This is a genomic window from Amorphoplanes digitatis (genome assembly GCF_014205335.1).
Classification (GTDB): domain Bacteria; phylum Actinomycetota; class Actinomycetes; order Mycobacteriales; family Micromonosporaceae; genus Actinoplanes; species Actinoplanes digitatus.
The window spans coordinates 6,990,623-7,013,732 of sequence record NZ_JACHNH010000001.1; the positions used below are offsets into that span (position 1 = coordinate 6,990,623).

General features: G+C 73.6%; 19 protein-coding genes. 12 read left to right on the plus strand and 7 right to left on the minus strand.

Annotation, left to right across the window (positions count from 1 at the left end):
• The first annotated feature begins 86 nt into the window (after positions 1 to 86).
• Entirely contained in the window at positions 87 to 4,430 is a 4,344-nt protein-coding gene (locus BJ971_RS42345) for a WG repeat-containing protein (protein ID WP_184999376.1), read from the plus strand.
• 21 nt (positions 4,431 to 4,451) lie between these two features.
• A complete protein-coding gene (locus tag BJ971_RS30570; RefSeq protein WP_184996618.1) occupies positions 4,452 to 5,450 on the plus strand; it encodes an aldo/keto reductase family protein in 999 nt (332 codons plus the stop codon).
• 36 nt (positions 5,451 to 5,486) lie between these two features.
• Here the strand turns inward: BJ971_RS30570 and BJ971_RS30575 are convergent, their stop codons facing one another.
• Complete coding sequence (locus tag BJ971_RS30575; protein WP_239087394.1) at positions 5,487 to 6,284, minus strand: site-2 protease family protein; 798 nt, start codon at positions 6,282 to 6,284, stop codon at positions 5,487 to 5,489.
• Positions 6,285 to 6,322: 38 nt separating this feature from the next.
• On the minus strand, positions 6,323 to 6,520 hold the full coding sequence (locus BJ971_RS30580; RefSeq protein WP_184996620.1) for a hypothetical protein: 198 nt from the start codon (positions 6,518 to 6,520) through the stop codon (positions 6,323 to 6,325).
• Between the two features lie 138 nt (positions 6,521 to 6,658).
• Here BJ971_RS30580 and BJ971_RS30585 point away from each other — a divergent pair, with 138 nt between their 5' ends.
• Positions 6,659 to 8,461 (plus strand): bifunctional adenosylcobinamide kinase/adenosylcobinamide-phosphate guanylyltransferase, encoded by a 1,803-nt coding sequence (locus tag BJ971_RS30585; protein ID WP_184996621.1) that lies wholly within the window; start codon positions 6,659 to 6,661, stop codon positions 8,459 to 8,461.
• On the plus strand, positions 8,454 to 9,176 hold the full coding sequence (gene cobS, locus BJ971_RS30590) for an adenosylcobinamide-GDP ribazoletransferase (protein ID WP_184996622.1): 723 nt from the start codon (positions 8,454 to 8,456) through the stop codon (positions 9,174 to 9,176). Before BJ971_RS30585 ends, cobS begins: the two co-directional genes overlap by 8 nt.
• Here the strand turns inward: cobS and BJ971_RS30595 are convergent.
• The 3 genes from BJ971_RS30595 to BJ971_RS30605 are packed head-to-tail and all read right to left on the minus strand — an operon-like array spanning position 9,147 to position 11,307.
• Entirely contained in the window at positions 9,147 to 9,515 is a 369-nt protein-coding gene (locus BJ971_RS30595) for an MmcQ/YjbR family DNA-binding protein (protein ID WP_184996623.1), read from the minus strand. The genes cobS and BJ971_RS30595 overlap by 30 nt on opposite strands.
• The gene (gene gcvT / locus BJ971_RS30600) at positions 9,515 to 10,618 is read right to left on the minus strand and encodes a glycine cleavage system aminomethyltransferase GcvT (protein WP_184996624.1); all 1,104 of its coding nucleotides are present in this window, start codon (positions 10,616 to 10,618) and stop codon (positions 9,515 to 9,517) included. Before gcvT ends, BJ971_RS30595 begins: the two co-directional genes overlap by 1 nt.
• Before the next feature lie 56 nt (positions 10,619 to 10,674).
• Complete coding sequence (locus BJ971_RS30605; protein WP_184996625.1) at positions 10,675 to 11,307, minus strand: hypothetical protein; 633 nt, start codon at positions 11,305 to 11,307, stop codon at positions 10,675 to 10,677.
• A gap of 266 nt (positions 11,308 to 11,573) precedes the next feature.
• Between BJ971_RS30605 and BJ971_RS30610 the strand changes: the two genes are divergently transcribed.
• Positions 11,574 to 13,124: a leucyl aminopeptidase gene (locus BJ971_RS30610; protein WP_184996626.1), complete on the plus strand. Its 1,551-nt coding sequence runs from the start codon at positions 11,574 to 11,576 to the stop codon at positions 13,122 to 13,124.
• 25 nt (positions 13,125 to 13,149) lie between these two features.
• On the opposite strand, the gene BJ971_RS30615 is transcribed toward BJ971_RS30610, so the two are convergent.
• Complete coding sequence (locus tag BJ971_RS30615; RefSeq protein WP_377885451.1) at positions 13,150 to 13,533, minus strand: hypothetical protein; 384 nt, start codon at positions 13,531 to 13,533, stop codon at positions 13,150 to 13,152.
• A gap of 103 nt (positions 13,534 to 13,636) precedes the next feature.
• Here BJ971_RS30615 and lpdA point away from each other — a divergent pair, with 103 nt between their 5' ends.
• The 6 genes from lpdA to BJ971_RS30645 all read left to right on the plus strand — a co-directional run bounded on the left by lpdA (position 13,637) and on the right by BJ971_RS30645 (position 20,541).
• Complete coding sequence (gene lpdA, locus BJ971_RS30620) at positions 13,637 to 15,022, plus strand: dihydrolipoyl dehydrogenase (RefSeq protein ID WP_184996628.1); 1,386 nt, start codon at positions 13,637 to 13,639, stop codon at positions 15,020 to 15,022.
• A gap of 47 nt (positions 15,023 to 15,069) precedes the next feature.
• Positions 15,070 to 16,845, plus strand: coding sequence for a 2-oxoglutarate dehydrogenase, E2 component, dihydrolipoamide succinyltransferase (gene sucB / locus BJ971_RS30625; RefSeq protein WP_184996629.1), 1,776 nt, complete (start codon positions 15,070 to 15,072; stop codon positions 16,843 to 16,845).
• Between the two features lie 84 nt (positions 16,846 to 16,929).
• Entirely contained in the window at positions 16,930 to 17,847 is a 918-nt protein-coding gene (locus BJ971_RS30630; protein WP_184996630.1) for a TIGR01777 family oxidoreductase, read from the plus strand.
• A 32-nt stretch (positions 17,848 to 17,879) separates the two neighbouring features.
• Positions 17,880 to 19,754 carry a DUF6311 domain-containing protein gene (locus tag BJ971_RS30635; protein ID WP_377885450.1) on the plus strand — a complete coding sequence of 625 codons (1,875 nt, stop codon included), beginning with the start codon at positions 17,880 to 17,882 and terminating at the stop codon, positions 19,752 to 19,754.
• The gene (gene lipB, locus BJ971_RS30640) at positions 19,751 to 20,380 is read left to right on the plus strand and encodes a lipoyl(octanoyl) transferase LipB (RefSeq protein ID WP_184996631.1); all 630 of its coding nucleotides are present in this window, start codon (positions 19,751 to 19,753) and stop codon (positions 20,378 to 20,380) included. The genes BJ971_RS30635 and lipB overlap by 4 nt, the downstream gene beginning before the upstream one ends.
• On the plus strand, positions 20,377 to 20,541 hold the full coding sequence (locus tag BJ971_RS30645; RefSeq protein WP_184996632.1) for a peptide ABC transporter substrate-binding protein: 165 nt from the start codon (positions 20,377 to 20,379) through the stop codon (positions 20,539 to 20,541). Before lipB ends, BJ971_RS30645 begins: the two co-directional genes overlap by 4 nt.
• A 4-nt stretch (positions 20,542 to 20,545) precedes the next feature.
• Here BJ971_RS30645 and aspS read toward each other — a convergent pair whose 3' ends face one another.
• Positions 20,546 to 21,811: an aspartate--tRNA(Asn) ligase gene (gene aspS / locus BJ971_RS30650; protein WP_184996633.1), complete on the minus strand. Its 1,266-nt coding sequence runs from the start codon at positions 21,809 to 21,811 to the stop codon at positions 20,546 to 20,548.
• 354 nt (positions 21,812 to 22,165) lie between these two features.
• Here aspS and lipA point away from each other — a divergent pair, with 354 nt between their 5' ends.
• Entirely contained in the window at positions 22,166 to 23,089 is a 924-nt protein-coding gene (lipA, locus tag BJ971_RS30655; protein WP_184996634.1) for a lipoyl synthase, read from the plus strand.
• The last annotated feature ends 21 nt before the right edge of the window (positions 23,090 to 23,110 follow it).

Here is a 23,110-nt window from a genome sequence, read left to right on the forward strand (position 1 = left end):
CGCCCTGCCACCGAGCAATTTCCGACAAGGTGGATTTTCGTCGTGACGGAGCGTAGCCAGACATCCGGCGCCCAGAAGGCTGCCCGATGAACGGTTGGAGCTCGCATTCCGGTGCGAACCGGTGGGACGACGAGCCGGCCTGGGTGTACGAGATCACCTGGGAATGGGAGCCGCTGCCCGGGCAGCGCTACCCCGGCGACCCGGGCCGCCGCCGCGCCGTGCACCACCCCGTCTACGACGCGTCACGGGCGGCCGAGGCCGCATCGCAGTGGGACGCCGACTTCCGCCAGATCGCGCAGGCCTCCGGGCCGCCGGCACCGTCCTCCGGCGGGCCGTCGCCGGCCCGGCCGATCTCGCCCGCCGCGGGCCGCGCCTCCGTCGGCCGCCCGCCCCTGCCGCCGCCGTCCTGGTCCGGCCCGGATCAACCCACCTCCGCACCGCGTACGCCGTACGTGGCCGGACCCGCGTCACCGCAGGCTCAGCAGGCGTCGCGGCCGGGGCCGTCGTGGAACCGCCCGGTGCCGCTGCCCGAGCGGCTGCCCGACGCCGAGCACCGCCACCCGAGGCCGATGGCGGAGCGCCCGCAGTCGGCCCCGCCGATGTACGGCACCGCCCGCCCGGGGCCCGCGCAGCAGCAGCCACCGCAGGACCCGCGGTTCCAGGACACCCGGCCTCCGCAGGGCGCCGACCCGCGGTACCCGCAGTCGCCGCCGCACGACGCCCGGCCCGGCGCGCCGAGGCCCGAGGCGGATCCGCGATTCGCCGACCCCCGCCACGCCGGACCGCGCCAGCAGCAGGACCAGCGCCCGGGCACCCGGCCCGGCGCGGAACCGCAGGCCGCGCCGCGGCCCGGTCCGGAATCGCGGCCCGCGCCCCGCCCGGCGGCACAGGACGACCAGCGTTACGGAGCGCGACCGGTCTCCTCGCCGGCCTACCAGCCGGCCCGGCCGGTCAGCCACGACACTCCGGCCTATCAGGGTCCGGGGCAGGCGACGCCGGTCGCGCCCTATCAGGCACCGCGGCCGACGCCGCCGGACCCATCGTGGGCGCCGCCGGTCGACCCCCGGCCCGCCACGCCGCTCGGGCCCCGCTCCGCGCCGCCGGCGGCCGAGCCGCAGCCGAGGCGTGCCTCCCGGCACAGCGCGGAACCGCCGACGGACCCGCGCTTCGCCGCGCCGCTGCGCGCGATCCCGCCGGTCGAACCGCAGCAGCCGCGGACCCCGCCACCCGCGGCGCGCCCGGCCGCCTACGCACCCCCGCCGGCCACGCACTCGGCACCGCCGGTGCACTCGGCACCGCCCGCGCACTCCGCGCCGCCCGCGCACTCCGCGCCGCCCGCGCACTCCGCGCCGCCCGCGCCGTTGGCTCCCGCGGCCTACTCCGCGCCGCCCGCGGCACCGGTCCGCCCCGTTTCCGCGCAGCCCGGGTCCATGCCGCCGGTGCGGTCCGGTCCGGACCCAGTGCCGCCGGTGGTTTCGCGGCAGCAGGCGCCGCCGCCGGTGGTCCGGCCGACGTCGGCCCAGCCCGCCCACTACCGCCCGGCCCCGCCGGCGCACCCCTACGAGCCGCAGCCGCGTCACGCGCCGGACGAGCGGCCGGCGCCGCGGCCGTCGTACGGCGCCGGCGTCCCGCCCGTGCCCGTCTCGCCGGCCAGCGCTCCGCCCGCGCCGCCCGTCACGGCGACTCCGGTTCCGGCGGCGACGCCGACACCGGTCTCGCCCGCCCCGCCGACGCCCGCCCCGGCGGCGACGCCGGCACCGGTCTCGCCCGCCCCGCCGACACCCGCCCCGGCGGCGCCCGCCCCGGCGTCGAGCTGGTTCACCGGCGAGGATCCGGCGGCCGGCGCGGCCGTGTCCGATCTGACCGCGCCCAGCGCGACGAGCCCGGTCCCGGCGAGCACCGCACCGGACGGCTGGAACGCGGCTCCGGCGAGCGCCGAACCGGCCGCCGAGGCGCCGGAGACGGCCGCCGACGAGCCGCACGGCCTCGGCTGGCTCCTCTCGCTGAGCGGCCTCGGCGCGACCAGCACCGAGCCCGAACCCGCGCCGGAGCCGGTCGCCGCGACGACGGACGCCCCGATCAGTGGCGCGCCGGCCGACCACGTCGCGGCCGCGGACGAGACGCCCGCGGACGACCCGGCGCCCGCCGGCGACGAGCCCCCGAAGCCGGACTGGTTCTCGCCACCCGCCGAGACCGACCTGGTCGCCCCGGCGGAGACCGAGGAGCCGAAGGCCGTGCCCGCCGACCTCGCGACCACGGAGAGCGCCCCGCCCGCCGTCGAACCGGCACCGGTCGAGACCGGCGACGGTCCGGAGACCGAGCCGGTGGCCGACGTCGAGGCGCCCGCCGAGCCGGCGACCGACATCGAAACGCCCGCCGAGCCGGCGGCCCCGGAGGAGCACGCCGACGCGGACGCGCCCGAGGCGGCGCTCCCCGGCGGACCGATCGCCCCGGAGGACTCCTCCGCGAAGGTCGAGGCCACCGAAGTCGATGCCCCGGCGGTCGAGGCCGTCGTCGTCGAGGAAGCCGCCGACGAACCCGCGGCGCCTCAGTCCACCGTCGACGAACCGCTCGACCTGCTCGCCGAGGAACCGGTCGAAGCCGAGCCTTCGACGGCCGACGCGACCATTGTGGAACCCGCGGTGGTCGAGCCCACCGCCGACGAACCGGCCGACGAGACGCCCCCAAGCACGGCCGAGACCCTCCAGAGCGAGCCGACCGCCGACGAGCCGGAAGCCGACGACGAACCGGCCACCGACGAACCCGCCCCGACCCCGGCCGAACCCGTCTCGGCCGCGCCCGCCGCCGCCGGCCCGTTCGCTGACGAGCCCGTCCAGACCTCGAGCGAGCCCGTCCAGACCTCGAGCGAGCCCGTCCAGACCTCGAGCGAGCCCGTCCAGACCACAAGCGAGCCCGTCCAGGCCACGAGCGAGCCCGCCACTGCCACGGACGAATCCGCCGAACCCGGTCCGGACCAGGCCGAGGCGGGCGACGAGGCCGTCGCGGAGGACACGCCCGCCGAGGCGACCACCGGCGACGACGCGATAGCGGCACCGAGCATGCAGCTTCCGGCGCTCTCGGTCGCCCCGCCGCCCGAGCCCGAACTCGAGCCCGTGCGCCGCCGCGCCGACCCCGAGCAGGTGCTGGCCACGTACCCCTGGAAGTTTGATCCGCTCACCCTGCGTGAGGTGATCGGCGACCCGGACCGGCTCCTGGACGTGCGGGACCGGCTCAGCGACAAGCTCGAATACGCCGAGCGCGACACCATCCGCGCCCGCCTGCTCAGCCTGCGCGCCGTGGTCTCCCGCGTGCTCGGCGACCTCGGCCTGGCCCTCGCCGACGGCCGGGAGGCGCTGCGGCACGCCGAGGCGACCGGCGAGCTGCGGCGGACCGCGATCGTGCAGGCCCGGCTCGCGCACGTGCAGCAGTGGCGTGGCGACTTCGCCGAGGCCGACCGGCTGTTCGAGGAGGCCAACTCCGTCGAGCTGCCCGACCGGCTGCGGGCCGAGATGCACGTGCAGGCCGGCAAGTGCTGCTACGAGCAGGGCCGCTACCTGGAGGCCTGCAATCATTTCGAGGCCGCGGTCGAGCTGCGCCGTGCCGATGACCCGGACCTGATCGCCCGCACCGAGATCGCCCTCGACGCCGTCATGGCGCGGGTGCAGGAGGCCGGCTGGGGTCCCTATCCGCGCTCGCGCGAGGAGATCCTCCAGCAGAGCCGGCCGCCGCACCCGGCGGTCGACTACGAGTCGGGCTGGCAGGGGTACGCCGACGCCAACGGCGACGTCGTCATCGCCGAGCGGTACGCCGACGCGCAGCCGTTCCACGAGGGTGCCGCCTGGGTACGCCGGCCCGGCAACGACGCCTGGGAGCTGATCGACGAGACCGGCACGCTGCTGATCGACGCCTCCAGCGGGTACGTGCAGGCCGGCCCGTTCGGGGACGGCCTGGCCTGGGTGTCGCGCGACCCGGACGGCGGCTGGTTCGCCGTCGACTGGCACAACCGGGTCATCGTGCCCGGCGGCTTCGACGACGTGCGGCCGTTCCGGCAGGGTCTGGCCGCGGTGCGGCGCGGCGGCTGGGGCGCCATCGACCGGCACGGCCGGATCGTGGTGCAGCCGAAGTTCCGGCGCTTCGCGACCGAGCTGATCGCCGGCGGCCCGGTGGAGGGCTTCACCGCGGACGGCCTGGCCGTCGTCGACGCCGGTGACCGGCTCGGCGTGGTGGACCGGACCGGGCAGTTCCTGGTGGCGCCGGTGCACCCGCGGATGGTGATCCACCCGGTGGCGTTCATCATCGGCGACCGCGAGGGCCGGTGGGGCGCGCTCGACCGGCGCGGCGACATGATCGTCGACGTCGTGCATTCCCGGGTCGCCGATGTGGCGGACGAGATAGAACGACTGCTCACCGACACCCGGCCGGTTCTGTAAGGGCCGGGTAGGGTCCGGGACATGGAGTTCCGTCACCTCGGCCGTTCCGGCCTCATGGTCAGCGAGATCGCTTACGGCAACTGGATCACCCACGGCTCCCAGGTCGAGGAGGAGGCCGCCGCCAAGTGCGTCAAGGCGGCCCTCGACGTGGGCATCACCACATTCGACACCGCGGACGTCTACGCGGGCACCCGCGCGGAGGAGGTCCTCGGCCGCGCGCTCAAGGGCGAGCGCCGCGAGGGTCTCGAGATCTTCACCAAGGTCTACTGGCCGACCGGCCCGGGGCCCAACGACCGCGGGCTGTCCCGCAAGCACATCATGGAGTCGATCAACGGCTCGCTGCGCCGGTTGCAGCTCGACTACGTCGACCTGTACCAGGCGCACCGCTACGACTACGCGACGCCGCTCGAGGAGACCATGCAGGCGTTCGCCGACGTCGTGCACTCCGGCAAGGCCCACTACATCGGGGTCTCCGAGTGGTCCGCCACCGAGATCCGGGCCGGCTGGGAGCTGGCCCGGGACCTGAAGATCCAGCTCGTCTCCAGCCAGCCGCAGTACTCGGCGTTGTGGCGGGTCATCGAGCCCGAGGTGGTGCCGACCTCGATCGAGCTCGGCGTCGGCCAGATCGTCTGGTCGCCGATCGCGCAGGGCGTGCTGACCGGCAAGTACGAGCCGGGCAAGCAGCCGCCGGCCGGCTCGCGGGCCACCGACGACAAGTCGGGTGCCGACTTCATCTCGCGCTGGCTCAGCGATGAGGTGCTCACCGCCGTGCAGCGGCTCAAGCCGCTCGCCGAGCAGGCGGGCCTGTCGATGGCCCAGCTCGCGGTGGCCTGGGTGTTGCAGAACCCCAACGTCTCCGCGGCGATCATCGGCGCGTCGCGCCCGGAGCAGGTCTACGACAACGCCAAGGCGGCCGGCGTGCGGCTCGAGGACGACCTGATGAAGGCGATCGACGAGGCGCTCTCCGGTGTCATCGAGCGCGACCCGGCGCAGACGGTCAGTCCGGCGAAGCGTCCCTGACAGTGCACCCGGCGCACCCTCAGGGGTGCGCCGGGGTCACAGGGACGACCAGAACCGCATGTAGAAGAGCCCGACCTCGCCCAGCCCGATCCCCTGCACGTCCGGTATGCCGATCAGGCTCGCGAACCAGCCGACCACCGCGAAGAACAACTGGTTGATCCGCGACTGCCAGAGCAGCACGAAGAGCAGCATGAAGCCGTACGGGGCGAACATGTTGTATGCCCGCTGGTACGGCTCGCTCAGCCACGGCTGGAGGATGTTGCCACCGTCCAGGCCCGGCATCGGCACCAGGTTGAGCAGGCTCGCCGTGACCTGGAGGAACGCGAGCGCACCCAGGGCGACCCAGAAGTCGCCGTGGCTGCCGCCGACCACGACCCCGCCGGAGCCGTCCCGCATGAGCACCACGTCGTCGCCCGCGCCGAGCGCGAACGGCACCGCCAGCAGCAGCGCGAACACCACGTTCGTCGCCGGGCCGGCCGCGCTGATCAGCGACTGCTTGACCCTGCTCCGGATGTGCGCGTGGTCGACCCAGACCGCGCCGCCGGGCAGGCCGATGCCGCCCAGCACCACCGCGACCAGCGGCAGCACGATCGACAGCACCGGGTGCGTGTACTTGAGCGGGTCGAGCCGCAGGTAGCCCCGGTCCGCGACGCCCCGGTCGCCGGAGAAGTACGCGACGATCGCGTGCGCGTACTCGTGCAGGCAGAGCGAGAGAATCCAGCCGGAGATGACCAGCAGGAAGACGTCGACCCGCGGGTTGCCGTACGCGGTCCAGGTCATCCAGCCGGTGACCCCCGTGATGGCGAGAATCCCGACGAAGACGGGACTCGGCACGAAGGCGCTCTTCGGGGAGCCCCGCGAGACCTGGTAGTTCACTCGGTCGGCAGCAGACTCATCTGGTAGTCGACCCGGTCGTCCTCGACGAGGGTGACCTGGGTGACTCCGGCGGCCGCGAGCTCACGCCATGCCTGGCCGATCCATGACTCGGCGTCCGCCTGGCTGCTGAACGACTCGGCAGGGCCGGCCACCGGCTGCCCGTCGACGCCCTCGTACCGCCAACTCCACGGCATTCCGCCGCCTCCTCAGGTGTCGAACTAAGGTCCTGTGGCCACCCTACGGTGTGCCCGCCGGTGCACCCGGAACGCCCGGGCCCCGCCGGGGCCGGGTCGGCCCCCATGATCGTGGCGCCCCGCCCTAAAGTACGGGGCATGTCTGCTGACGGGTGGCGTTCGATCCTGGTACTCGGCGGGATCCGGTCCGGCAAGTCCGCGTTCGCCGAGGCGCTGGTCGCGGGTGCCGCGTCGGTCCGCTATGTCGCGACGGCCGTCGGCGGCGAGGACGACCCGGAGTGGCGCGCCCGGATCGAGGCGCATCAGCGCCGCCGGCCGCAGTCCTGGACCACCGAGGAGACCGGCGCGGACCCCGCGGGCCTGACCGCCGTGCTCGCCGAGGCCAAGCCCGACGACACCCTGCTCGTTGACGACCTGGGCGGCTGGGTCGCGGCGCTGCTCGACCCGGCCCGGCAGCCGAACGACGACCTGGCGACGGTGACCGCGCTCGCCGACGCGGTCCGGGCGTGCGCCGCCCGCGTGGTGCTGGTCAGCCCGGAGGTCGGCCTGTCGCTGGTGCCGGCCACGCCGGTCGGGCGGGCGTTCGCGGACGCGCTCGGCACGGCCAACCAGGAGCTCGCCGGCGCGTGCGACCGGGTGGCGTTCGTGGTGGCGGGCCGCCCGACGTGGCTGAAGTCCGGGCCGGACGCGCCGGGGATCACCACGGACCTGGAGGCCGAGAACGGCGCGGCGGAGCGGGCGGACACGCCGGTGACGGCCCCGCCCGCGCCGCGGCAGACGGTCGTCGTTGAGGCGCCGGGGCTCGACGCGGCGGCGATGCACGCCGCGATGGCACCGGCCGCGCCGCCGCCGTCGACGCCCGCCGCGGCGCACCCCCGCACCGGTGACGGCGTGGTCATCGCGCCCGGCATGGACATGCCCCTGCCGGACGGTGACGCCGGCCCCGACGCGCGCGACCGCCTCGAACGCGTGGACCTGCCCGGCGCGGGCCTCGGCGCGCTGGTCGAGGCGGTCGAGTTCGCCGCCGCGACCCAGGCGAGCGCCGTGCCGCGCCCGTGGGGACCGGCCCGCGTCCTGCTGATCGACGGCCGGCGCGCCGGCGGCGCGGCCGCGGGCGCCGACGTGCCGGATTCCGAGCGCCGGGCCGCGCAGGCCGAGGCCGGCGAGGGCGCCCTCGCCGCACTTGCCACGACCGCCGGCGCCGACATCGTGGTGGTGCGCACCGCGGCGGCGGGCGCCATGGAGGACGGCCCGGTGCTCGACGCCGAGGCCGTCGACGATGCGCTGCGGCAGGGCTGGGAGCTCGCCGACGCCGCCGCCGACGAGGGCCGGGACGTGCTGATCCTCGGCTCCTGCGGCACCGGGACGGAGGCCGCCGCGACGGCCGTGCTCGCCGCGACCACCGGCGCCGAGCCGGTCGCGCTGCTGCCCCGGGTGCTGGCGCCCGGCGGCCGCTACGACGACGACGCCTGGATGCTGCGGTGCGCCGCGGTGCGCGACGCCATGCACCGCATCCGGCAGGACCCGCGCGGCGCGAAGGACATCCTGGCCCAGCTCGGCGGCGCCGACCTGGCCGTCGCGACGGGCGCGCTGCTCGGCGCGGCGTCCCGGCGGATGCCGGTGCTGGTGGACGGCCCGCTGGGCATCGCGGCCGGGCTGATCGCCCGGGACATCGCCAGCCAGGCCCGGCACTGGTGCCTGCTCGCCGACGCGGGCACCCATCAGCTCGTCCGGCAGGGCGCCGACGTGCTGGGCCTGACCCCGGTCATGGAGCTGCGCCTCGACCTCGGCGAGGGCGCGAACGCTCTGGCCGCGCTGCCGCTGCTGCGCGCCGCGATCGCCCTCGCCGGCGCGCTGCCGGTGCATCCGGCGCTGCTGGCCGGGCACGGCGACGCGGGCCTCGAGCCGGACGAGGCCGAGCCCGGCGCGGCCGTTGTTTGACGGTCTGCGCCTGGCGCTCACCACGCTGACGGTCCTGCCGGTCCGGGCCGGCCGGATCGACCGTCGCACGGCCGCCGTCGCGATGAGCCTCGCGCCGCTCGTCGGCGCGCTGCTCGGCGCGGTGCTGGCCGGCGTCTTCGTGCTGCTCGGCCAGGGACCGGTCGCCGCGACGGTCACCGTCGCCGCGGGCGCGCTGCTCACCCGGGGCCTGCACCTGGACGGCCTCGCGGACACGGTCGACGCCCTCGGCTCCTACCGCGACCGCGAGCGGGCCCTCGAGATCATGAAGAAGCCCGACATCGGGCCGTTCGGCGTCGCCGCGATCGCCCTGGCCCTGCTGATCCAGGCCGCCGCGCTGACCGAGGTCGGGCCGGTGGCGATCGTGGTGGCCTACGCGACCGGGCGGCTCGGCGTCACGGTCGCCTGCCGGCGGGGCGTCGGCGCCGCGCGCCCGGAGGGCCTCGGCGCGCTCGTCGCGTCGACAGTGCCGGTGCCGGTGGTCGCCGGGGCCGCGGCCCTGGTGGCGGCCGCGGCGGTGTTCGCGGTGCCGGGCCGTCCCTGGCAGGGTCCGGCCGCCGTCGCCGCCGCCCTGCTCGTCGTGTTCCTGCTGCTGCGCCACGCGGTACGCCGGTTCGGCGGCATCACGGGCGACGTGCTGGGCGCCTGCGTCGAGACGACCACGACGCTAGCCCTGGTCGGCCTGGCCCTGGGCTGAGTCGTAATCCCGGACTACCTTCTTCGGCGCGGTCCGGCGCCACGCCTCGGTGACGACCTGGCGCAGCTCGCCCGCGTCGGCCTCGGCGAGCACCACCCGCACCCAGCCGTACCGGCCGACGTACGGCGCCGGCGAGTACGTCTCCGGCGCACCGGAGACCAGCTCGGCCTGCTCCTCCTTGGACGCCTTCACCGAGACGGTGTCGTAGTCGGGGCCGCCGACGACGAACATCTTCTCGCCGTACCGCAGGGTCCAGTCGCCCCACTGCTCCACGAAGGACTCGCGGCCGCCGGGCAGCGCGAGGACCCATTCCCGCACCTCCTGCCAGGTGACGGGCATCAGCGCACCGAGGTCTCGACGAACGGCGGCTTGACGATCCGCGCCTCGGTGCGGCGGCCCCGGATGTCGATCTCGACGAGGTCGCCGTCGCCGAGCCCGGCGGCGCTGTCGAGCAGGGCCAGCGCGATGCCCACCTTCTTCGTCGGCGAAAAGGTGCCACTGGTGATCTCGCCGACCTGCGTCTCCCCCGCGTACACGGGCATGTGACAGCGCGGGATGCCGCGACCGGTGAGCTCGAGGCCGCGCAGCAGCCGCCGCGGGCCGGCCGCCTTCTCGGCGAGCAGCGCGTCGCGGCCCCAGAACGCGGGCTTTGACCAGCCGACCGCCCAGCCGGAGCGGGCCTGCACCGGGGTGATCTCCAGGGAGAGCTCCTGGCCGTGCAGCGGGTAGCCCATCTCGGTGCGCAGCGTGTCGCGCGCGCCGAGCCCGCACGGGCGGACGCCGGCCGCGACGAGCGTGTCCCAGACGGTGACGGCGTCGTCCCACGGCACGACCAGCTCGTAGCCGTGCTCCCCGGTGTAGCCGGTGCGGCAGACGATCAGGTCGACGCCGCCGATCCGCGCCGGGTTGAACGACATGTAGTCGTGCTCGGTGGGCAGCCCCAGCCCGGTGACGGTCTCGGCCGACAGCGGGCCCTGCACCGCGAGGACGGCGAAGCTGCGGTGCTCGTCGGTGACGGTGATGCCCTCGGGCGCGGCGGCGGCCAGCCGGCGCACGACCTCGGCGGTGTTGGCGGCGTTCGGGATCAGGAAGACCTCGTCCGGCCCGATCAGGTACGCGATCAGGTCGTCGACCACGCCACCGGAGGCGTCGTCGCAGCAGAGCGTGTACTGCGCCTTGCCGGCGGCGATGCGGCCCAGGTCGTTGCTGAGGCAGGAGTTGACGAAGTCCGCGGCGCCCGGACCGGTGACCCGGGCCTTGCCGAGGTGGGACACGTCGAAGACGCCGACGGCCTCGCGTACGGCGGCGTGCTCGCGCAGGACACCCCCGCCCGCGTACTCGAGCGGCATCTCCCAGCCGCCGAAGGCGGCGAACTTGGCCCCGAGCGCGACGTGGCGCTCGTGCAGGGGCGAACGGAGCAGGGCGGCGGCCTCGGCAGACATGAGTGGCAACTTACCCGTGGCCTCGGCCGCCGCCGACAGCTACCGGCAGATCCGCACTAGAACCCGACCCGCTCGATGTCGGTCACCTTGATCGTGAGCTTCTTCTTCGGGCCGGAGGTGTGGGTGAGCTCCTCGTCCGCGTTGTACCGCTCGCCGCTGACCTCGAACGTGCCGATCATCGGCCCGTCCTCGACGCCGGAGACCTCGTAGGTGACGGCCCAAGTGTCGTCCTCCGACAGCGCCGGGCCGGTGTAGGCCATCTTCACCTTGAACTTGATGTTGCAGCCGGCCGAGCCGAAGCACTGCCGGCCGGTGATCTTCGGCGTGAGCTTGAAGTCCGCCGCGACCGGCGGCACGGCCGGTGCGGCCTCCTCGGTCGGCTCCAGGGGGAAGCCGGGAATCGGGTCCTGCTCTCCCCGGCGCGCCTGCTCCTCCTCCCAGGCGGAGAGGGGCTTATCCGCCTGTGCCTCGATCCGGTCGGCCGCGACGGTAACCGCGACGCCGAGGCCACCGCAGAGCAGGAGCACCACGGCGACACCGCCCGCGATCAGCCAGGGCAGGAAGGACTTCTTCTGCCGCGGCGGCGGGGCCGGGGCGAAGCTGGGCGGGGGGAAACCCTGCGGTGCGGGTGGCGGCTGCCAGGGCGGCGGGCCGGAATCGGTGGGCGGTACGGGGTCGGGGTTGGTCATCGCCGTCCTTCGAAATGTGAGGGCCGTCCGGATTGTGAGCCCCGGTGGATGATCTCGCAACGCCGATTACCCTCCGTGCGCGGACGGTTGACGCAGGCGTGAAGGCGAATTAGGCCGACGAGGGGGCGCCGGAAGGATCACGCAGCCTTAACCTTGGTTAGCATCGGCGGGACAACACCGTCCGGCGCGAACCGCGCCGGGGTGACCACACCCGTCGGGGCGTCCCACGAGGGAGCTCCCGGCCCCAGTCGTCGCGGAGAGCCCGAGTGACCCACCCCGCACCCACCCTCAGCCTGGTCGACAGCGACCCGGCCGAACTGGCCGTCGACGCGATCGTCATCGGGCTGCACAGTCAGCCCGATGAGGGCGGCGCGGTCCTGCCGGCCGCCGGCGCGGAGAGCATCGCCGCCGCGTTCGACGGAAAGCTGATCTCGACGCTGACCCTGCTCGGCGCGACCGGTACCGCCGGCGAGGTGATCAAGCTCGCCACGCTCGGCACGGTCGCGGCGCCGCTGATCGTCGCCGTCGGCCTCGGCGACGAGCCCACCGGCTCGGCGCCCGCCACGGAGACCCTGCGCCGCGGCACCGGCGCCGCGGTGCGCGCGCTGGCCGGCAGCGCCACCGTCGCGCTGGCGCTGCCGGTGCCCGACGACACCGACGCGCCCGGCGTGCTGCGCGCGATCCTCGAGGGTGCGCTGCTCGGGTCGTACCGGTTCGCCGGCTACAAGACCAAGCCGCAGCCGACCCGGCGCGACCCGGTCAAGGCGCTCCAGGTGACCGTGCCCGACGCGGCCGACTCGGCCGCCCGGGCCGAGGTCGAGCGCGCCGAGGTGGTCTCCAAGGTCGTGCGGCAGACCCGGGACTGGGTGAACACCGCGCCCAACAAGCTGCGCCCGCCGGACTTCGCCGACGCCGTCGCGGCCGCCGCGGACGGCACCGGCCTCGAGGTCGAGGTGCTGGACTTCGACGCGCTCAAGGCGGGCGGCTACGGCGGCATCGTCGCGGTCGGCCAGGGCTCCGAGGCGCCGCCGCGGCTGGTCAAGCTCACATACACCCCGCAGGGCGTGGCGAACCCGAAGCGGGTCGCGCTGGTCGGCAAGGGCATCACCTTCGACACCGGCGGCATCAGCATCAAGCCGGCCGCGGGCATGTGGGAGATGAAGTCCGACATGGCCGGCGCCGCCGCCGTCGGCGCCACGATGCTGGCGGTCGCCGCGCTCCGGCCGCCGGTCGCGGTCACCGGGTACCTGGCCATGGCGGAGAACATGCCCTCCGGTACGGCGTACCGGCCGGGCGACGTCATCACGATGTTCAACGGCAAGCGGGTCGAGGTGCTCAACACCGACGCCGAGGGCCGCATGGTGCTCGCCGACGCGATCGCCCGCGCCTGCGCCGACGGCACCGACTACGTCTTCGAGACGTCCACTCTGACCGGTGGCCAGGTGGTCGCGCTGGGCAAGCGCATCGCCGGCGTGATGGGCTCGCCGGAGACCTGCGAGCGGGTCAAGGCGGCCGGCGACTCGGTCGGCGAGCCGGCCTGGCCGATGCCGCTGCCGGACGACGTGCGCAAGGGCATGGAGTCCGAGGTCGCCGACATCAGCCAGGTCAACGCGAGCATGGACCGGGCCGGGCACATGTTGCAGGGCGGCGTGTTCCTGCGCGAGTTCGTGGCGGACGGCGTGGAGTGGGCGCACATCGACATCGCCGGGCCCTCGTACCACGTGGGCGAGCCCAGCGGTTACTGGACGAAGGGCGGCACCGGCGTGCCGGTGCGCACCCTGCTGACCCTGATCGACGACATCGCCGCCAACGGCTGAACCCCGGAACGCCGCCCGTGCCCTCTCAGGAGGCCGGGCGGCGTTTCTGGCGTGCGTTGTAGTCGCGCATCCGCTGGGGGTAGCCCATCAGCCGGATGTCGTAGATGGGCATGGCGAGCTGGTGCGCGAAGCGCCGGGCGGTCTCCGGGGAGTCCACGCGCCGCCGGGTCCACTCGCCGTCGTGTGCCACGAGCAACACGGTGGTCTCGGTCACCGTCGTACGGGGCTCGATGTAGCCCTCGACGCCACGCCGGGATCGGACAAACTCCGCAAGATGCTCAAGATCGGCACGATCCGCCGGACGGCCGCCCCCACGGATCGGCTCCTTGCGTCGCCGGAACCACGCCACGCCCCACTCCTTACCGTCAATTGCCGCAAGGGTACGTCCTGCGCCCCTCTCGTTGGGCACCTGGATACATAGACAGGCGCGGTAAGTGACAAGATGGCCAGGACAGCTGTGACCGTTTCCACCATGCGACCCATGTGGCGACGAACGCGATCCGGGAGTAGACGTGAGCCAGCCGGGCGGAACCTTCGACATCGTGATCCTCGGCGCCGGCAGCGGCGGCTATGCCGCCGCGCTGCGCGCGGCCGAGCTGAACCTGTCGGTGGCCCTGATCGACAAGGCGGAGCTGGGCGGAACCTGCCTGCACCGCGGCTGCATTCCGACAAAGGCCCTGCTGCACGCGGCCGAGCTCGCCGACCAGACCCGCGAGAGCGAGCAGTTCGGCATCAAGGCCGACCTGGTCGGCATCGACATGGCCGGTGTGAACGCCTATAAGGACGGTGTCGTCGGCCGCCTCTACAAGGGCCTGCAGGGCCTGATGAAGCAGCCGAACATCACAATGGTCCAGGGCGCCGGCAAGCTGATCTCCCGTGACACGGTCGAGGTCGACGGCGCGCGCTACACCGGACGCAACATCATCCTCGCCACCGGCTCCTATTCCCGCTCGCTGCCCGGCCTCGAGGTCGACGGCAAGCGCGTGCTGACCAGCGAGCACGCCCTGCGCCTCGACCGGGTGCCGGCCTCCGCGATCGTGCTCGGCGGCGGCGTCATCGGCGTCGAGTTCGCCAGCGTCTGGAAGTCCTTCGGCGCCGACGTGACGATTCTCGAGGCGCTGCCCCGGCTGGTCGCCGCCGAGGACGAGGAGATCTCGAAGGCGGTCGAGCGCGCCTTCCGCAAGCGGAAGATCAACTTCAAGGTCGGCAAGCCGTTCGAGAAGGTCGAGTACACCGAGAACGGCGTCAAGGCCTACCTCGCCGGCGGCGAGAGCGTCGAGGCCGAGATCCTGCTGGTCGCGGTCGGCCGCGGCCCGACCACCAGCGACCTGGGCTACGAGCAGCAGGGCATCACCCTCGACCGGGGCTTCGTGATCACCAACGAGCGCATGCACACCGGCGTCGGCAACATCTACGCGGTCGGCGACATCGTGCCCGGCCTCCAGCTGGCGCACCGCGGCTTCCAGCAGGGCATCTTCGTGGCCGAGGAGATCGCGGGCAAGAACCCGGCCGTCATCGACGAGAACGGCATCCCCCGCGTCACCTACTCGGACCCCGAGGTCGCCTCGGTCGGCCTGACCGAGGCCAAGGCCAAGGAGCAGTACGGCGCCGACAAGGTCACGTCGTACAGCTACAACCTCGGCGGCAACGGCAAGAGCCAGATCCTCAAGACGCAGGGCTTCGTGAAGCTGGTCCGGGTCAACGACGGCCCGGTCGTCGGCGTGCACATGGTCGGTGCCCGGATGGGCGAGCTCGTCGGCGAGGCTCAGCTGATCTACAACTGGGAGGCGTTCCCGGAAGAGGTCGCCCAGCTGGTGCACGCACACCCGACCCAGAACGAGGCGCTCGGTGAGGCGTTCCTCGCACTGGCCGGCAAGCCGCTGCACGCACACGCCTGATTTCGATACTGATCCGACCCGTTAGAGCGGTTAAGGAGTTCTGAGACATGCCGGTATCGGTCACCATGCCCCGGCTGGGTGAGAGCGTCACCGAGGGCACCGTCACGCGCTGGCTCAAGCAGGAGGGCGAGCGGGTCGAGGCCGACGAGCCGCTGCTCGAGGTCTCCACTGACAAGGTCGACACCGAGATCCCGTCGCCGGCCGCCGGTGTGCTCACGCGCATCGTCGTGGCCGAGGACGAGACCGCGGACGTCGGCAGCGAGCTCGCGGTCATCGCCGGCGACGGCGAGGACGAGGACTCCGCCGCGCCCGCGCCCGCCGCGGCCGCGCAGGAGGAGGCCGAGCCCGAGCCGGCCGCGCAGGAGGCACCCTCGACCGAGCAGCCGGTCGCGCAGGAGGCACCGGCGCCGCAGGCCGCCGCGCAGACGGGCGGCGGCGGGGGCACCGCCGTCAAGATGCCCGCGCTGGGCGAGAGCGTCACCGAGGGCACCGTCACCCGCTGGCTCAAGCAGGTCGGTGACACGGTCGAGGCCGACGAGCCGCTGCTCGAGGTCTCCACCGACAAGGTCGACACCGAGATCCCGTCGCCGGTCGCCGGCACCGTCCTGGAGATCAAGGTCCCCGAGGACGAGACCGTCGAGGTCGGCGCCGACCTGGCCATCATCGGCAGCGCCGGCAGCGCGCCCGCCGAGGCGCCGAAGCCCGCCGCACCGGCACCGCAGCAGGCCGCCAAGCCCGAGCCGAAGGCCGAGCCGAAGCCCGCGCCGAAGCCGGCACCGCAGCAGCAGTCCGCGCCGCTGGTCGAGTCGAAGCCCGCGCCGGAGCCCGAGGCACCGGCGCCGGCGCAGGCCGCCGCCCCGGCCGCCGAGAAGGTCAGCTCCAACGGCGCCGGCGACGCCGGCTACGTGACGCCGCTGGTCCGCAAGCTCGCCGCCGAGAAGGGCGTCGACCTCTCGTCGGTCACCGGCACCGGCGTCGGCGGCCGGATCCGCAAGCAGGACGTCATCGAGGCCGCCGAGAAGGCCGCCGCCGCGAAGGCCGCCCCGGCCCGCCAGGAGGCCCCGGCGCCCGCCGCCAAGGCGGCCCCGAGCCCGCTGCGGGGACGCACCGAGAAGCTGACCCGGATCCGCGCGACGATCGCCCGCCGCATGGTGGAGTCGCTGCACGTCTCGGCGCAGCTCACCACGGTGGTCGAGGTCGACATCACCAAGGTCGCCACCCTGCGGGGCAAGGCCAAGGTCGCCTTCCAGGCCAAGCACGGCGCGAAGCTGACGTTCCTGCCGTTCCTGGCGCTGGCCGCGGTCGAGGCGCTGCGCGAGCACCCGGTGGTCAACTCGTCGATCGACCAGGAGGCCGGCACGGTCACCTACCACGACGGCGAGCACCTCGGCATCGCGGTGGACACCCCGAAGGGCCTGGTCGTCCCGGTCATCCGGGACGCCGGCGACCTCAACCTGGCCGGCCTGGCCAAGCGGATCGCCGACGTCGCGGAGCGCACCCGCAACAACAAGATCAGCCCGGACGAGCTGTCCGGCGGCACCTTCACGCTGACCAACACGGGCAGCCGGGGCGCGCTCTTCGACACCCCGATCATCAACCAGCCGCAGGTCGGCATCCTCGGCACCGGCGCGGTGGTCAAGCGCGCGGTGGTCGTCGACGACCCGAACCTGGGCGAGCTGATCGTGCCGCGCTCGATGATCTACCTGGCGCTCAGCTACGACCACCGGATCGTGGACGGCGCGGACGCCGCCCGCTTCCTGGTGACGATGAAGGACCGGCTGGAGGCCGGCCAGTTCGAGGGAGACCTCGGCCTGTCCTCCTGATCCGGGACGGAACGTGAGACAGGGGGCGCCCAGCGCCCCCTGTTTTTGTTTTGACCGGGATCAGCTTCGGGCAATGATGGAAGCATGCGGATCATCCTGGCCGGCGCGTCCGGTTTTCTCGGCACCCGGCTCACCGGCCGGCTGCGCGCCGCCGGCCACGACCTCACCCTGCTCGTCCGCCGTCCCGCGCAGGAGCCCGGTGAGGCGACCTGGCAGCCGTCGGCGGGTCAGCTCGACCCGGCCGTCGTCGCCGGCGCCGACGCGGTGATCAACCTGGCCGGCGCGGGCGTCGGCGACCGGCGCTGGAACGCCCGCTACAAGGGCCTGATCCGGAGCAGCCGGGTGGACACGGCCGGCACGATCGCCCAGACGGTCCGGAGCCTGCCCGCCGCCGACCGCCCGCGGGTCCTGCTCCAGTCCTCCGCCGTCGGCTGGTACGGCGACACCGGGGACCGCCAGGTCACCGAGGACTCCCCGGCCGGCAGCGGCTTCCTCGCCGACGTGTGCCGGGTCTGGGAGGCGGCCGTGCGGCCCGCCGAGGACGCGGGCATCCGGGTCGCGCTGCTGCGCACCGGGCTGCCGCTGGACTCCCGCGGCGGCCTGCTCAAGCCGCAGATGGTGCCCTTCCGGCTGGGCGTCGGCGCCCGGCTCGGCGGCGGCCGGCAGTGGGTGCCCTGGATCGGCCTGAACGACTGGCTCAGCGCCACCGACTTCCTGCTCGATCGCGACGACCTGGCCGGCCCGGTCAACATGGTCGGCCCGGAGCCGGTGACCAACGCCACGTTCACCCGGGTGCTGGGCCGGGTGCTGAACCGCCCGGCCGTGCTCCAGGTGCCGGGTATCGCGCTCCAGGTGGCGCTCGGCGAGTTCGCGCACGAGGCGCTGCGCAGTCAACGGGTGCTGCCCGGTGTCCTCCAGCGGACCGGCTTCGTGTTCGCCCAGCCGACCCTCGAGGTGGCGCTGCGCGCGGCGATCGACCGGGAATCGAACGCCGTGGCCTGAGCCGGGAACCGGGCTTTGCTAACCTGCGGCTGGTGTCCGTCGTCGCCGCAGCCCCCTCAGAGTCCGCCGATCCGCCGGTCGTCTCCACGACCCGCGCCGGCGGCCGCCGGTCGTGGCGCCAGCACCTGGTCGTCGCCGTCGCCGCGCTGGGCCTCGCGGCCTGGGTGACGAACGGCCTGTGGCGCGACCCGGCCGGGCACGTGCTCACCAAGAACGTCGGCGACCAGGCCTTCTTCGAGTGGCTGCTGGGCTACGGCGTCTACCTGCTGGGGCACGGCGCCGATCCGTTCTTCACCGACATGATGAACGCGCCGCTCGGCGTCAACCTGGCCGCCAACACGTCCATCACCGTCTTCATCGTGCTGTTCTCGCCGCTGACCGTGCTGGCCGGGCCACAGGTCAGCTTCGCGGCGATCCTCACGCTCAACCTGGCCGGGTCGGCGTTCGCCTGGTACCTCTTCCTGCGCCGCTACCTGGTCCGGCACGCGGTCGCGGCGGCGGCCGGCGGGTTCTTCTGCGGGTTCGCGCCCGGCTTCATCTCGCACGCCAACGGCCACCTGAACTGGACGGCGGGCTGGGTCGCGCCGCTGGTGCTCTGGTGGGTCCTCAAGCTGCCCGAGCGCGGGCGCTGGCTGCGGCACGGCATCATCCTGGGCCTGCTGGTGGCCGTCGGCTTCTCCATCGCCGCTGAGGGCCTGTTCTTCACGGCCCTGGCCAGCGGCCTCTTCCTGATCACCCGCTCGGTGCAGCCGGAGTGCCGCGCCGAGGCGCGCCGGGCGCTGCCGACGGTGCTCGCCGGGCTCGGCGTCACCGCGGTGGTCGCCGGTGCGCTGCTCGCGTACCCGCTGTTCATGCACTTCGCCGGGCCGCAGTCGTTCAGCGGCACCGGCTTCAACCAGGCGCACTACGCCGAGGACATCGGCGCCTACTTCGAATATCCGACCCGCTCGGTCGCCGGCTGGCTGGGGCTGGGCAGCGAACTGGCGCCGAACCCGACCGAGGAGACGTCCTACTTCGGCCTCCCGCTGCTGATCCTGGTCGTCGTGTCGCTGGTGACGTTGCGCCGGCACGCGGCGCCGGGCCGGTTCGAGACCCTTGCCGCGCTCTACACCGTCGGCGCGGTCTTCCTGGTGCTGTCCCTCGGCCCGCAGCTCAAGTTCTTCACCGGCACGACGAGCATCAAGCTCCCGTACGCGGCCCTGCAACACCTGCCGCTCTTCGACTCGGCGCTGCCCGGGCGTTTCGCCCTCGTGGTGGTCGGCGTGGTCGGCATCATCCTCGCGCTCAGCGCCGACCGGCTGCTCAGCGATCCGGCGCAGACGGTGCGCTCGCACACGCTCTGGGCGGCCGGCTTCGCGGTGGCGCTGGTGCCCCTGGTCCCGCTCCCGCTGCTCACCACCGAGCGGGTGCCGGAGCCGCCGTTCATCGCCGACGGGATCTGGAAGGACTACGTCACCGACGGCGGCACGATGACCACCCTGCCGTTCGCGACCACCGACACCGCGGACGGGCAGCGCTGGCAGGCGTACACGATGGCCCGGCGCGGTGCGCAGTTCCGCATCCCCGACGGCTACTTCCTCGGGCCCGGTGGGCCGGAGGGCACCGGCCAGATCGGCGCCACCCAGCGGCACACCGACTGGCTGTTCTTCCGCGCGGCCCTGTACGGCTACGTCGCCCCGCTCGACGACCACGACCGCGCGCAGGCCCGCGCCGACCTGGCGGACTGGAACGTCCAGGCCGTCTTCCTGCCGGAGCGGATCACCGGCTCGCACAGCCCGCTGTTCCGGGCCGCGGTGGAGATGACCGCGACCGACCTGCTCGGCGAGCCGGAACACGTCGGCGGCGTGCTGCTGTGGCGAATCCGCCCGGGGATCGACCCGGTCGCCAGGGATAGGCTGGAGCGGTGACGACTTCCACGTTGCAGGTCCTGCGTCCGGGCCTGGTCGACTACCGCGAGGCCTGGGACGAGCAGCGCCGGCTGCACGAGGCCGTGGTGGCGGGCACCCAGCCGGACACCATCCTGCTGCTCGAGCACCCCAGCGTCTTCACCGCCGGCAAGCGCACCGAGCCGCTGGACCGGCCGCTCGACGGCACGCCCGTCGTCGACGTCGACCGCGGCGGCAAGATCACCTGGCACGGCCCGGGCCAGCTCGTCGGCTACCCGATCGTCAAGCTCGCCGACCCGATCGACGTGGTCGCCTACGTGCGCCGCGTCGAGCAGCTGCTCATCGACGTGTGCGGGGACTTCGGCGTCACCGTCGGGCGGGTCGAGGGCCGCAGCGGCGCCTGGGTGCGCGCCGACGACCGCGGGCCCGACCGCAAGGTCGCGGCCATCGGGATCCGGGTGGCCCGCGGCGTCACCCAGCACGGCTTCGCCGTCAACGCCGACTGCGACCTGACGAACTTCGACCGCTTCGTGCCCTGCGGCATCCGCGACGCGGGCGTGACCTCCCTGACCGCCGAGCTGGGCCGGCAGGTGACGGTCGCCGACCTGATGCCGGTCGTCGAGCGCCACCTGCCGACGCTGCTGTGAGCCTCTACCGCGACCCGCGCGACAAGCGGGTCTTCGTGCCCAAGAAGGGCGGCGGGCTGGTGCTGAACTTCGGCCACCCCGTCGCGTGGTGGATCCTGATCAGCACGACGATCATCCCGCTGATCATCGTGGTCGGCGTGACCATCGCGGTCATCGCCTGAGCCGTCACGGCGTCACTCTGTGCAGGTCGCGGGGGAACGCCGTGACCTCGCGGACGTTGCCCACGCCGGTCAGCCGGGCCACGAAACGCTCCAGCCCGATGGCGAAGCCGCCGTGCGGCGGCATGCCGTACCGGAAGGCGTCGAGGTAGCCCTCGTAGGCCGCCGTCGTCTCGCCCCGCGCGGCCAGCGCCGCCCGGTAGTCCTCGTAGCGGTGCAGCCGCTGCCCGCCGGTGACCAGCTCGAGCCCGCGGAAGAGCAGGTCGAAGCTGTTCGACCAGGCCGGGTCGGACGGCTGCGGGTGCGTGTAGAACGGCCGCTTGCGCATCGGGTACCCGGTCACGAAGACGAACTCCGAGCCGTGCTCGCGCAGCGCCCACTCACCCAGCGCCCGCTCGTGCGCCGGCGCCAGGTCCGGCTCGTCGGCCGGCGCCCCCGCGATCCGCAGCGCCTCCGCGAAGTGCAGCGCCGGGATCTCCGCGGGCACCTCGGGCACCGCGACGCCGGTCCGCTCGGCGACCGTTGCCGTCATGACCGCGACGACGTCGGTGAGCACGGCCATCACGTCCCGGTGGTCGGCGATGAACCCCAGCTCGGCGTCGAGCGACGTGTACTGCGCCAGGTGCCGGGCCGTGTCGTGCGGCTCGGCCCGGAACACCGGCCCGACCTCGTAGACCCGCTCGAAGACCCCGACCATGAGCTGCTTGTAGAACTGCGGCGACTGGGCCAGGTAGGCGGGCCGGCCGAAGTAGTCGAGCGCGAACACGTTCGCGCCGGACTCCGTCGCCGACGCGACGATCTTCGGCGTGTGGATCTCGACGAACCGGCGCTCCTCCAGCGCGGCCCGGAAGCCGGCGGACGCGGCCGCCGCGACCCGCAGCGCCGCGGCGCGCACCGGGTGCCGCAGCGCGAGCGCGGCATGGTCGAGCTGGGTGGGCATGCTCGCGGTCAGCGCCGGCCGGTGCAGCTCGAAGGGGAGCGGTACGCCGACCGCGCTGAGCACCCGGAGCTCCGCGCCGGTCAGCTCGACCCCGGCGGGCGCCGCCTCGTTCGCGGTGACCGTGCCGGTCAGCTCGACGACCGACTCCTCAGGCAGCTCCTCGATCCGGGCCCGCAACTCGGGCTCGGTCACGACGACCTGGGTGAGCCCGGCGGCGTCCCGGACGATCAGGAAGGCCACCGACTTGAGCAGCCGGCGGCGGTGAACCCAGCCGGCGACCGTGACGGTCTCGCCGGCGTGCCGGGCCAGTTGGGTGGAGAGGATGCGTTGCATGGCTTTTACCTCCTCGGTGACTGCAACGCGGCCCCAGGGAGGCGTGGGCGAGCGGGATCCTCGCGGTACCACCACACCTTCGCGCCCGAGTTACTGGGCGCCTCTTGTCATACTCGGCTCGGGAGTGTCTTCGCGCCCCGGCTCCGGGCCATCTTCACAGCTGCCGATGGCTCTCTCGGCCGGTGGACCGGGGCGTTACTCGGTTCCGTCGTCACCGTGGCCGCGACCTTAACAGCGCCGGATCGGCCCGCAAACGAAATTTACGCCGTGGCGTGAGGGCCCTCACAGGATCCATCGCGTGAGCCTCGTCGCCCCTGCAACGGTTGATCTTGTCACCGGCGTAACCTCAGCCTTGTGACTATTGCTCCCGAGGGCCGCCGCCTGCTGCGCATCGAGGCGCGCAACGCCGAGACTCCTATCGAGCGCAAGCCGCCGTGGATCAAAGTCAAAGCCAAGATGGGTCCCGAATACACGCATATGCGTGGTTTGGTGCAGAAAGAGGGCCTCCACACGGTCTGCCAGGAGGCCGGCTGCCCCAACATCTACGAATGCTGGGAAGACCGCGAGGCGACGTTCCTGATCGGCGGCGATCAATGCACCCGCCGCTGCGACTTCTGCCAGATCGACACGGGCAAGCCGGCCGAGTTCGACGCCGACGAGCCCCGCCGCGTCGGCGAATCGGTCGCGACCATGGGCCTGAAATACGCGACGGTCACCGGCGTGGCCCGCGACGACCTCCCCGACGGCGGCGCCTGGCTCTACGCGGAGACGGTCCGCCAGATCCACAAGCTCCAGCCCGGCTGCGGCGTCGAGTTGCTCATCCCCGACTTCAACGCCGAACCGGAGCAGCTCGCCGAGGTCTTCGGCGCGGCACCCGAGGTGCTCGCCCACAACGTGGAGACCGTCCCCCGCATCTTCAAGCGCATCCGCCCCGGCTTCCGCTACGAGCGCTCCCTCGACGTAATCACGCAGGCCCGCGCCGCCGGCCTGGTGACGAAGAGCAACCTGATCCTCGGCATGGGCGAGGAGCGCACCGAGGTCTCCCAGGCCCTGCGCGACCTGCACGAGGCCGGCTGCGAACTCATCACGATCACGCAGTACCTGCGTCCGACCCCGCGCCACCACCCGGTGGAACGCTGGGTGAAGCCGGAGGAGTTCGTCGAGCTCCGCGACGAGGCCGAGGAGATCGGCTTCGCAGGCGTGATGAGCGGGCCGCTGGTTCGCTCCTCCTACCGCGCCGGCCGCCTCTACCAGCAGGCCCTCGCCGCCCGCAGCTAACACCCACAGCCGAACGGACCC

What these genes read in the sequence shown, in the direction of transcription:
- BJ971_RS42345 (WP_184999376.1), top strand. Translation starts at nt 87, where the DNA reads ATGAACGGTTGGAGCTCGCATTCCGGTGCGAACCGGTGGGACGACGAG.
- BJ971_RS30570 (WP_184996618.1), top strand. Translation starts at nt 4,452, where the DNA reads ATGGAGTTCCGTCACCTCGGCCGTTCCGGCCTCATGGTCAGCGAGATC.
- BJ971_RS30580 (WP_184996620.1), bottom strand. Translation starts at nt 6,520, where the DNA reads ATGCCGTGGAGTTGGCGGTACGAGGGCGTCGACGGGCAGCCGGTGGCC.
- BJ971_RS30585 (WP_184996621.1), top strand. Translation starts at nt 6,659, where the DNA reads ATGTCTGCTGACGGGTGGCGTTCGATCCTGGTACTCGGCGGGATCCGG.
- BJ971_RS30595 (WP_184996623.1), bottom strand. Translation starts at nt 9,515, where the DNA reads ATGCCCGTCACCTGGCAGGAGGTGCGGGAATGGGTCCTCGCGCTGCCC.
- gcvT (WP_184996624.1), bottom strand. Translation starts at nt 10,618, where the DNA reads ATGTCTGCCGAGGCCGCCGCCCTGCTCCGTTCGCCCCTGCACGAGCGC.
- BJ971_RS30605 (WP_184996625.1), bottom strand. Translation starts at nt 11,307, where the DNA reads ATGACCAACCCCGACCCCGTACCGCCCACCGATTCCGGCCCGCCGCCC.
- sucB (WP_184996629.1), top strand. Translation starts at nt 15,070, where the DNA reads ATGCCGGTATCGGTCACCATGCCCCGGCTGGGTGAGAGCGTCACCGAG.
- BJ971_RS30630 (WP_184996630.1), top strand. Translation starts at nt 16,930, where the DNA reads ATGCGGATCATCCTGGCCGGCGCGTCCGGTTTTCTCGGCACCCGGCTC.
- aspS (WP_184996633.1), bottom strand. Translation starts at nt 21,811, where the DNA reads ATGCAACGCATCCTCTCCACCCAACTGGCCCGGCACGCCGGCGAGACC.